Annotated in this window: 8 protein-coding genes; all 8 read left to right on the top strand. The window is 31.1% G+C overall.

What is annotated here, in order from left to right; translation table 4 throughout:
• Positions 1 to 13: 13 nt before the first annotated feature.
• The 8 genes from AAHM92_RS04990 (at position 14) to nrdI (ending at position 11755) form a co-directional block, all read left to right on the top strand.
• On the top strand, positions 14 to 958 hold the full coding sequence (locus tag AAHM92_RS04990) for a dihydrolipoamide acetyltransferase family protein (protein WP_500222366.1): 945 nt from the start codon (positions 14 to 16) through the stop codon (positions 956 to 958).
• A 1-nt stretch (position 959) separates the two neighbouring features.
• Positions 960 to 2864, top strand: a complete 1905-nt coding sequence (gene lpdA, locus AAHM92_RS04985; protein ID WP_500222364.1) for a dihydrolipoyl dehydrogenase — start codon at positions 960 to 962, stop codon at positions 2862 to 2864.
• 103 nt (positions 2865 to 2967) lie between these two features.
• Positions 2968 to 5655: an alanine--tRNA ligase gene (alaS, locus tag AAHM92_RS04980; protein ID WP_500222363.1), complete on the top strand. Its 2688-nt coding sequence runs from the start codon at positions 2968 to 2970 to the stop codon at positions 5653 to 5655.
• Positions 5656 to 5744: 89 nt separating this feature from the next.
• A complete protein-coding gene (locus AAHM92_RS04975; protein WP_500222362.1) occupies positions 5745 to 8249 on the top strand; it encodes an endo-beta-N-acetylglucosaminidase in 2505 nt (834 codons plus the stop codon).
• Positions 8250 to 8262: 13 nt separating this feature from the next.
• The gene (locus AAHM92_RS04970) at positions 8263 to 8955 is read left to right on the top strand and encodes an ABC transporter ATP-binding protein (protein ID WP_500222360.1); all 693 of its coding nucleotides are present in this window, start codon (positions 8263 to 8265) and stop codon (positions 8953 to 8955) included.
• Positions 8955 to 9854 carry a hypothetical protein gene (locus AAHM92_RS04965; RefSeq protein WP_500222359.1) on the top strand — a complete coding sequence of 300 codons (900 nt, stop codon included), beginning with the start codon at positions 8955 to 8957 and terminating at the stop codon, positions 9852 to 9854. Before AAHM92_RS04970 ends, AAHM92_RS04965 begins: the two co-directional genes overlap by 1 nt.
• A gap of 397 nt (positions 9855 to 10251) precedes the next feature.
• On the top strand, positions 10252 to 11280 hold the full coding sequence (gene nrdF / locus AAHM92_RS04960; RefSeq protein WP_500222358.1) for a class 1b ribonucleoside-diphosphate reductase subunit beta: 1029 nt from the start codon (positions 10252 to 10254) through the stop codon (positions 11278 to 11280).
• 16 nt (positions 11281 to 11296) lie between these two features.
• The gene (gene nrdI / locus AAHM92_RS04955) at positions 11297 to 11755 is read left to right on the top strand and encodes a class Ib ribonucleoside-diphosphate reductase assembly flavoprotein NrdI (protein WP_023790195.1); all 459 of its coding nucleotides are present in this window, start codon (positions 11297 to 11299) and stop codon (positions 11753 to 11755) included.
• Positions 11756 to 11761: the final 6 nt, after the last annotated feature.

Here is an 11761-nt window from a genome sequence, read left to right as displayed (position 1 = left end):
TATTAAAAATCATATGTCAATAATCAAAGCTTCACCATTGGCTATAAAGATGGCTGCCGCAAAAGGAATTGACATAAATAATGTAATTGGTACGGGTCCAAACGGAAGAATACTAGCATCAGATATTGAAAATTTTGTAGTAAAACCTTTAGTTGAACAAACACAATCAGTTAATGTTGGTGAAGCCCCAACTAAAAAATCTAATATTGATTATTCAAATCCTACAATAGATGTGCCTGAATTCAATGATCCATTATCTTTTGAATCAAAACCGTGAAATCCAATCAGAAAAGCAACTGTTAAGGCAATGGAAACAGCCCATGCTCAGGTGGCTGGTTTTACAGGTCTTAGAAATGTAGATGTAACTGATTTAGTGATTTTGAGAAAACAAATTAAAGACTACGCTGATTCTTTGAATATTAAATTAACTTATTTAGCTTTTGTTATAAAAGCTACAGCAATGGCTTTGAAAGAAATGCCTAATTTAAATGTCAGAATTGATCAAGAACAAAAAGCAATCAAATATGCTAATCAAATAAATATTGGTATGGCTTGCGACACCCCTGATGGTTTAATGGTCCCTGTTATAAAGGGTGCAGATAAACTGAGTGTTTTGCAGATTGCTGTTAAAATAAATGATTTAGCTGTTAAAGCTAGAACTAAAAAACTAAGTAGCAAAGAAATGTCAGGTGCAACATTTACAATTACGAATTTCGGAGCGGTTGGTTTAGATTATGCAACACCAATAGTAAATTTCCCTGAGTCTGCCATTTTAGGGATTGGTACAATAACAAAAGCACCCGGTGTCTTAAACAATCAAATTGCAATTAGAGACTTTATGCCCTTATCAATAACTGCTGACCACAGAGTTATTGATGGAGCCGATGCAGGAAGGTTTTTATCTAAAATAGCAAGTTATTTAGAAAATCCTGCACTTATATTAATAAAAGGAGAATAGTATGTTTAAAGTTAAATTTGCAGACATTGGTGAAGGTCTAACCGAAGGGCTTGTTACCGAAGTAATAGTAAAAGTTGGTGATAGTGTTAAAATGGGTGATCCATTGTTCAATGTAGAAACTGATAAAGTTACATCAGATATTTTTGCACCAGTTGATGGAATAATCTCTAAAATACTTATTGAACCAAATCAAGAAATAAAAGTTGGTGACATTGTAGTAGAAATAGATGATGGTAAGGATTCTCCTGAGGCAGCTGCACCAAAAGCTGACGCCTCAAATGCAGAACCAGTAGAAGAAAATGCCTCTGTAGTTGGAGCGACTCCAGTTTCAAACGAGTTAATTCCTCCTAGAAATGCAACAGCTAGAAGAGTCCCACCACGACCAGATAATGTCCCTCAAAAAGTGATGAGAGTATTGAAAGAATTTAGTCCGTTAGGTGTAGTTCATGGAAACAATGAAACTCCACCTAATGCTCCCAAATTTTCACCAAAAGATCCCACAAAGCATTATGATGTGATCATAGTAGGTGCTGGTGTTGGTGGATATGTTTGTGCTATTAAGTGTTCTCAACTTGGATTAAAAACTCTTGCAATTGAGAAAAATAAATATGGTGGTGTTTGTTTGAATATAGGTTGTATTCCTACAAAAAGTTTATTAAAATCCGCCGATCTTTACGAACAAATCACAAGACATGCTTCTAACTATGGTATAAAAGTTGATTTAAAAGGCGTTAAAGCTGATTGAAAAGCAATTCAAGATCGTAAAAATGGAATAGTTGATAAACTTACAACTGGTGTTAAAGGCTTATTACGTAAAAATAAGGTAGATACAGTTGAGGGAGAAGCAATAGCAATAGACAAAAATAACATCAAAGTAGGGGAAGTAGTTTACACAACCGACAATTTAATTATTGCAACAGGTAGTGTTCCTAATACGTTAAATATTCCAGGAGCAAAAGAAGCTGCTGAAAAAAACTGATTGATAGATTCAACTGGAGCACTTGCATTATCCGAAATTCCTAAAGAGCTTATCGTGATCGGTGGAGGTGTTATCGGTATTGAATTTGCATGCGTTTATAAAAGATTAGGATCAAAAGTCACAATTTTACAATTTTTACCTAAGATTCTTGAAATGCTTGATGATGATGTTTCAAAAGAAATGACAAAAATTCTTTTGGAGCGTGGAAATTTAGAAATAATTACTGGCGCAAATACCAAGGAGTTTAAAGATGGTTCAGTTGTTTATGAAAAAGATGGAAAATTACACACAATTAAAGCTGATTATTGTTTGCAATCAGTTGGTAGAAAAGTAGTAACTAGTGGATTTGATAATTTAGGTTTAGAGAAAAACGATAAAGGGCATATAAATATCAATGAGTATTGTGAGACAAATATTGATGGTGTATATGCGATTGGTGATGTTACTGGAAAAATTATGTTAGCACACGTAGCTTCACATGAAGGGCTAGTTGCAGCTAATAGAATTGCTCGTAAACTTGGAAACGATAAAGCTGAAGATATTATCATGAACTTTGATAGAGTACCTAGTTGTATATATACCCACCCAGAAGTTGCTTCAGTTGGATTTACTGAGGAACAAGTTAAGTCTAAAAACATCAAGTACCAAGCTTATAAATTTCCATTCGCAGCAATAGGTAAAGCACTTGCTGATGGTAATACCGATGGTTTTGTGAAGATTATTTGCGAACCAGAACACAAGCAAGTTCTTGGTGCACATATAATTTGTAACACTGCAACGGATATGATTTCTGAAATCACAACATTAATGGAATGTGAAGGAACCATAACTGAACTCTCAAGAGCAATACATCCTCACCCAACTTTGAGCGAGGCGATCGGAGAGGCAGCAGAAGCTTTGGAGTTCGGAAAACCTATAAACTTTTAAAAAGCGTATCGCTTTTTTTTTTTTTTTTTGGTTGGGCAAATTATATACAGGAAATATAACACCTCTATGCTAAAATTACTTTGTTAATATAAGGAGAAAAACTATGAGAAGTTTAAAAGCAAATGAAATAAGAAATATATGAATTATTTTTTTCAAAAGCAAGGGACATCATTTTCTTGAGCCAGTTAGTCTAGTGCCGGTTGATGATCCTAGTTTATTATGAATTAATTCAGGAGTAGCAACATTAAAACCATATTTTGATGGTAGAATGAATCCACCATCTCCAAGACTTACAAATTCACAGAAGTCAATACGTACTAATGATATTGAAAATGTGGGAGTAACAGCTAGACATCAAACAATGTTTGAAATGCTAGGAAATTTTTCTATTGGAGATTATTTTAAAAAAGATGCAATACTCATGGCGTGAGAACTCCTTACATCAAAAAAAGGCTTCGCAATAGAGCCTGATTTACTATATATCACAGTATTCGAAGAAGACAACGAAGCCTATGATATTTGAATAAACGAAGTTGGTATAAAAAAAGATCACATTTTTAAAGGAACAAGAGACACAAACTTTTGAGACGTAGGACAAGGTCCTTGCGGACCAAATACAGAAATTTTCTTTGATCGAGGGCCTATTTGAGATCCTCAAAACTTAGGTACTAAACTTTTAAAAGATGATTTAGAGAATGACCGCTATATAGAAATCTGAAACATTGTATTTTCACAATATAACAATGATGGAAATAATAATTATACAGAGCTTCCAAGAAAAAATATAGATACCGGTGCAGGTTTAGAAAGAATGGCATCAATATTTCAAGATACTCCAACTAACTTCGAAACTGACTTATTCTTTCCTATAATAAAAAAAATAGAAGAAATATCTGAAAATACCTATAAGTACTCAATAGAAAATTACTTTAAAGAAGATAAAAGACAAACAAAAATAAATACTTCATTTAAGGTCATTGCTGATCATATACGAGCTTCTGTATTCGCAATCGGTGATGGTGTATTTCCAGGTAATAAAGACCGTGGTTACATAATAAGAAGGTTAATACGTAGAAGTGCTGTATACGGACAAAAAATTGGTATAAAAAAAACTTTTCTATACAAGTTGGTAGAAACCGTTATTGATATAATGAAAGATTTTTATCCATACCTTGTGGAAAAAAAAGAACTTATTATAGATGTTATAAAAAACGAAGAAAATAGATTCGTAAGAACGTTAGCTAAGGGATATGAAAGTTTAGAAGAAATAATCTTAAATGAAAAACGAGTATCAGGAAAAAAAGCTTTGCTACTTTTTGAATCATTCGGATTTCCTATTGAACTAACAAAAGAAATTGCAAACGAAATGGGAGTTGTAATTGATATTGAAGAGTTTAATGAATTGCTTGAAGAGGCAAAATCACTTGCTAGACATTCAAGAAAAGAAGACAAAGCTTGAAATAAACAATCAGCAATTCTTACTAGTTTAGAAATAAATAGTGAATTTGTAGGTTATGAAGTTGATGAAGTTGATACAAGAATTAACTTCATGTTTGAAAATGATGAACCCTTGAATAAAGTTGAAAATCAAATTGTTTTTTTAACTTTAAGCAAGACTCCTTTTTACGCAGAAAAAGGAGGACAATCTTCTGATAGAGGTTACATTATTGATGAACGAGGAAATAAACATATCGTAATAGATGTTCAATTGGGTCCTAATAAGCAACACATCCATAAGGTTGACGTCAACGGATCATTATCACTTAATGATAAAATAAAAGCCGTAATTGATAAAGAAAAACGATACTATACAATGAAAAATCACTCAGGAACTCATCTTTTACAAGCTGGTATAAGAGAAGTGCTTGGAGAAGAAGCGTTACAATGCGGAAGCTATAATGATGAAAATGGATTGAGAATTGATATATCATTTAACAGACTACCTACACAAGAAGAATTAACAAAAATTCATGAGTCAGTTACTAGAGAAATTAATAATCAAATACCTAGGGAAATAATTTATTGCTCTTTAGAAGAAGCGATAGAAAAACACAAGGCACTAGCCTTGTTTACAGAAAAATATGATAGTGAAGTAAGAGTTATTAAGTTTGGAAACTATTCTTGCGAACTTTGTGGAGGAACACACGTAGAAAATTCAAAAGATGTCGAAGACTTATTAATTAGAGATGTAGAATCTAAGGGAAGTGGTGTGTATCGTTACAATGCACTAACTAGTCACAAAAAGGTAAACGAATTCATACAAGAAGAATTCCGTAAACAGAAAGAAGAAATTCGCCCTTTAGTTCAAAAGTTTGAAAGTTATAGATTAGTTTTAGCTGATGATAATATTTTAGGAGATATTCAAACAATACTTGCTCTAAAAGAAAAAAGAGAAAATTTACAATTATTAAAAGACAAAGTTAATAAACTAAAAAATGCCTTCAAGTTATATCAAATTAAAGTGGAAGAATTAATTATTGACAAGAAAATAAGTTCTTATAAAGAATTTAAACCCGAAAACAAAAATAACATCAATTTTTTATCTCTTGAGGTAAGCGAATTAGATATGAAAGAAATGAAAACTCTTTCGGATTATTTACAAAATAAGCACGAAAGACTTGTTTTAGAAATTATCAATAAAAAAGACAATCTTTTTATATCAAGTTGTGATAACTCAATCACAAATGAATATAGTGCAATTGAAATATTAAAAAATAAAAAAGAGTTTAATGTAAAGGGTGGAGGAAATAAAACCTTTGCTCAAGGTAAAATAATAGTTTTTAATAACTAAAATCATTTTAAAATTAAATAATTATTTACTCAAAAAAGTGTTGTAAAAACACTTTTTTATTTATAATAAGTATTAAGGGGAATAAAATGATGAAAAAATTATTAAGTGGACTGCTTTCTGCAGTATTACTGACTTCATCTTCATTGGGAGCAATTTCTTGCTCTTCAAAAGCCGCTAAGGCGAACTTGATGGGGACAGACTTATCAAAAATTGAAGATTATTCATGGAGTAAGGAAGAACCTTACTTTGAAGGATATGATTCTTACAAGTATGATTTACCAAGTAGTAGTGTCGAAGATCTTGGTAAACTAGACATTAAAAACAAAAATAGTTACTTAGATTTAAGTAACTTCTCAACTGCTCACAAGATAAAAAGTGAAGTAGAAAAACAAGCAACAACAGGTGTTCCATTGAACTCTAAGTTTTTGCCTAACGGAAATTTCAAATCAGATTTAGGGTTAGTTTCTAGAAAAGATGTATTTACAAGCATAAATAGTATCAAAGATTGGTCTCCAACGAATGATAATGATGCAAAATACAATAAGTCTAGAATAAAATTACAAAAGACTACAAAAGTTGCTGGTAAATGAGTAAATACTCAAGATGAAAAGATCAAAGAAATGAATATGGCAACTGTAATTGAATCCACTTCAAATGAAAACACAATTATTGGTAAAAAAAGAACTTATGAAAGAGGATTTAATAACTATCAATATAATGATATTTTAGTATCTTGAGCAGGGGCTGCATCTGAAGGAATTATTATCCCTCCAGCAGCTAATCAAGTGGAAAAAGCACATTTAAACGGAACTAAAATATTAGGTAACATATTTTTAGATGGTTATCACGGCCTTACAAAATCGATGCTAAAAGACTTTTTAGAAAAAGATAGCAACGGTAATTATATAATTGTGGATAAACTAATTGAAATGGCAGCTAGCTATGGATTTGATGGTTGGTTTTGAAACAATGAACCAAACGGGGCAACTAATAATTTGGTCTTAGATTACAGAATAGTTATTGAGATACTTAAACAATATAGAGAAAAAGTTAAAAAGAGCACAGATGAGAACGTTAAAAACTTATTAATGTTTACATATAAAAACAACGGTACATTAGAAATGAATGAAAAAAAGGCATGTTTTGATATCGAAGCATGTGAATTACGTGAAAATAGTGACTACTTTTTAACTGACTTTTATGTATACCCAAGAAACTCTAAAAAGTACCTAGAGGATAAAGGGCTTGCTTCTTCGGATGAACGTTTCAATATATTCAATATGTATAATCCGGGTGGTTGAGTATACGGTGACATCTTTTATAATCAAAAAAGAATCGGTACTAGAGATGTTAGAGAATTAGCTTATATGCAAAAAAACAATGAGGATTCACAGAATCCAGAATGAGATACTGAAAAGGCATGAAATTCAATCTCTATGTTCGCTTCTCACGTTCCGTACGACCTAGCCAGCAGAGAAATGGATTCTCACAAAAATATAAGCAAGATTGATAATGATACTTACGGTCTTGTTGCAGCAAATTCATATGATGATATGCTTTACACAGGAAAAAATAAAAAGTTATCAGAAAATGACAAAGGTTCAGTTTCCTGAAATCCAATGGACGATGAGAGTTTAAAAGATAAAAGTTATGGTGTAGGGAATATAGTTCAAGAGAAGACAGTTCTAAATGACGAAAATCCTTATTTCTTTACTAACTTTTCAACAGGACAAGGACGCAAGTTTGTTTCACAACACAATGGTTCTAGAAAAACAATTGAAAATTATCCTTGAAGTAACACAAATTTAGCGGATGTACAACCAACATATAAATGGATGATTACTAAAAACTCACAATCAGGCTTTAGTCCTTCAAAAGAAGATAATGTTGGAAATATTAGTGGGTATTATGATTACTATAACCCTTATATGAAAGGGAATTCGATCACTCTTGGTTCTGGTTACGACGATAAAGGGGAAATATCTAACGCTACTTTTGAAGAAGGTCAATCATACACTTGAAATATTATGGGTGCAAATTATACAACTGGTGAAAAAGAAATCTCACTTGTTTATAAAGCAGATAAAGATTCAGCAGAGAGTTTTGATATAGCAGTTACATCAACTAGCGGTAATGAATTAGTTAAAGAAAATAAATCTGATAAAGATTTAGGAGACGGTTGACGTCAAATTACTAGAAAAGTAACTGGTAAAATAAGCAAAATCGGGCTTTCTTTTACAGCGAAGAAAAAAGATTTCAAAGTAAGTGTAGGAGAATTGTCTGTACAGCAAAGTGAAATAAAAAAAGAAAGTCCAGCAAATACTAAATTAAGCTCTGAATATATTGTTGAGAGAAATAATGATTTGTATAATATAAGACTAAACTTCGAAAATTTATTTAATCCTGATGACTTGTATTCATTTTACGAAGTGTACATAAAAAATGAAAAGAATGAATTGATTAGAGTCGGAGAAAGTAATAAAGATAATTATTACATAAAAAACATTTCAAACAGCACTAAAGAATTATTTATAAAAGTTACTAATAATGCTGTGTTAAAAGATAAAGAAACTTGAAAAAAAATTAGTTTATAGTAAAGGAACTATCATGATTGAAATCAAAAATGTATCAAAAAAGTTTGGTAAAACAAGCGTACTAAACGACATAAGTATAACAATCAATAAAGGAGAAGTAGTTGGACTTCTTGGTTCAAACGGTTCTGGTAAGACTACTCTGATGGAGATCGTAGTAGGTCAACTAAAACCCACATCTGGAACTGTTGAAATAGACGGCAAAAAAGATGGTTACAAGAAAGTTGGTATACAGTTTCAAGAAGGTATTTGACCCAAAGGTTTAAACTGTAAAACACTTATAAAATATTTTAAATCGGACTGAAGTGCGTTCAAGAGAGAAGAAGTTCAAAAGATTATTAAAATTTTTGAAATAGAAGATTTCATAAATAAGGACTTGAATGAACTATCAGGTGGACAAAAACAAAGATTAAATACTTTATTAGCAGTCTTAAATAATCCAGATTATATATGTTTGGATGAAATGATCACAGGATTAGACTTAAAAATGCAACTTAAATTAGTTGCATATTTTAAAGAGCTGAAAAAACAACAAAAAACGATGCTTATAATTTCGCATATACCAGAAGAAGTTGAAGAATTATGCGATAAACTAATCATTTTAGATAAGGGTTCTGTCTATTATTCAGCAACCATCGACGATGTTAAGAAGAATTACAAAAGCGTAAGGAACTTATTAATAACTTATTATAATGGGGGACTAAAATAATGGTTGAAAAAAAAGATTTTAAAGCTGACTTTTTAAGAGTTAACAAAAAGTTCTTAAATAACTTTTTGATATTATCAACATCAGTATTAAAAAACTTTAGAACCTATGTTTATGTATTTTTTGTACCCATGATATTTGTTGTTTGTTACACCCTGTATGCACACAGAACTTCTGACGAACCGATCAAACCTCATAATTTATTCTTGTTTATGATGATACCTACATACTCTATTGTATTTTTAGTAAACATAACAATATCTGAGTGAAAAAACTCAGTGTTTTTAAAAAGAATACACAGTGCTGGAGTATCTAGATTCGAATTTTTACTAACTATATGAACCTTTACATTTTTATTAGGTTTACTGTCATTTATAGCAGGAGTTATTATTATAAGTATTTTAGGGGCAACTCTTGTTGGTTCGAAAGACGGAAATGCAAGTATTGCTCTAACTTTTCAACTACTTGGATATGATGGGTGGTCGATGATATTATTCTCTGTATCGATGAATATAATTATATGTATTGCTTTAGGAACTATCATTAGTGGTTTAATTAAGTCTGTTGCCATTTCCCAAAGTGTAACAATTGTTTTAACGTTATTTTGCATTGTATTTTCTGATAATTTTTTACCACCTTCACTATTAGCACTCAATAAATGGATTGTGTACTTTAGTTATTTAATACCTGAAAAACACCCGGTGTGATTTGGTATGATAGGAACATCAACTTTGTTCTCTTCTGAACCAGCAAAGGAAGTGTTGACAAATATTGAGAGGGTTAGAGCTCAAGGGGCGGTGAGCTTCGATTTTAACTTATGAATATGTTGCGTAACTTCAATAATTTATCCGAGTCTTCTACTCGTTGGGGGATACTTTTCATTTAGATGAAATAGTAAATAGAAATACTGATTGGAAAAAAATCAGTATTTTTTTTCCAAAAAGTGAGCAAAAAATTTGCGTTTTTAGCATTTATGGTTAGAAAATTTATCAAATTTTTTCTGTTTTTTAAATTGAGGAATATTAAATAATGTAGTATTATCAATCTACAACTAAATATTAGAAGTGCTTGGGTTTTGAATCTTATTCCTATTACCAATAGGAAAATTAACATTTATTTTTATAATGATAGTATATTGTTTTTTAAAAACAATATTTAAACATAACTCAAACTTTAACTTCTATAAACCTTACATTTAAGGAAATTTTATAAAATCGTCTTTAGTTGTTCAAATTAGTAAGCGAATTTAGCATTTAATAACGATAAGTATAATAGTATTCGTTTACAGGAAAGGAATATATGGCAAAAAGTAATAATAAAAATAACTACTATGAAAGATCACTTTCTCCATTAGAATATGCAATGAATGGTTTCAAGGGTAAAATGAGATCTGTTAATTGAAATACAATAAACGATGAAAAAGACCTTGAAGTTTGAACTAGAATCACACAAAACTTTTGATTACCCGAAAAAATACCAGTTTCTAACGACTTAGTATCTTGAAAAACACTTAACCCAGAATGACAACAACTAATAACAAGAACCTTTACTGGATTAACACTTTTAGATACTATTCAAGCAACTGTTGGTGACACAGCACAATTACCTCACTCTTTAACAGATCATGAACAAGTTATATATACCAACTTCGCATTTATGGTGGCAGTTCATGCAAGATCATATGGAACTATCTTTTCTACTCTTTGTTCTAGTGAACAAATTGAAGAAGCACATGAATGAGTAATTGAAAATGAAGCATTACAAGAAAGAGCTAAAATATTAATTCCATATTATATGGGTGACGATCCTTTAAAATCAAAAGTTGCAGCCGCAATGATGCCTGGTTTCTTATTGTACGGGGGATTTTATTTACCATTTTATCTTTCTTCAAGAGGTAAATTACCAAATACATCAGACATAATTAGGTTGATATTAAGAGATAAAGTTATTCATAACTACTACAGTGGTTACAAATTTCAAAAAAAAGTTGCAAAACTAGATGCTAATAAACAATTAGAAATCAAAGAGTTTGTTTTTGATTTATTGAAAAAAGTTATAGAACTAGAGAAAAAATACTTACAAGAATTATATGAAGGATTTGGTTTGGCAGAAGATGCTATACGCTTTAGTTTATATAACGCTGGTAAATTCTTACAAAATTTAGGTTATGACTCTATATTCACAGAAGAAGAGACAAGAATACAACCAGAAATTTTTGCTCAATTATCAGCCAGAGCAGATGAAAACCATGACTTTTTCTCAGGTAACGGTTCTTCATATATCATGGGTATTACTGAGGAAACAGAAGACGAAGATTGAGAATTTTAGGTAAGGGGTAATAAAGGTGCATGATGATGTTATAAGAGTCTCTGACAAAGAAGTTGTTAGACCAAAAGGAGAAATACATTTAGTATATTTTTCATCAATATCAAATAACACCCACAGGTTCATAAACAAATTCGATTATAAAAATACCCGAATACCGTGTGAATTAACTGAAGAAATCTTAGTGAATGAAGATTATGTTTTAGTTGTTCCGACATATGGCGGTGGCGGTGATGATACCAAAGGCGCTGTACCCAAACAAGTAATTAAGTTTTTAAATAACCCAAATAATAGAAAATACTGTAGAGGGGTTATTGCTTCAGGGAATACAAACTTTGGAGATACATTTGCTATAGCTGGACCTATATTATCAAAAAAACTTAAAGTACCACTACTGTATCAGTTTGAACTTCTTGGTACGGAATATGACGTAGAAACAATTGGCAAAATCCTAAGAGATTTTTGAATGGAAGGATAGAAATAT

Source organism: Spiroplasma endosymbiont of Melanargia galathea, assembly GCF_964031075.1.
In the GTDB taxonomy this organism is placed as follows: domain Bacteria; phylum Bacillota_I; class Bacilli_A; order Mycoplasmatales; family Mycoplasmataceae; genus Spiroplasma_A; species Spiroplasma_A apis.
Note: the sequence above shows the minus strand (reverse complement) of the source record. Positions and strands in the feature narration are given on the sequence as shown.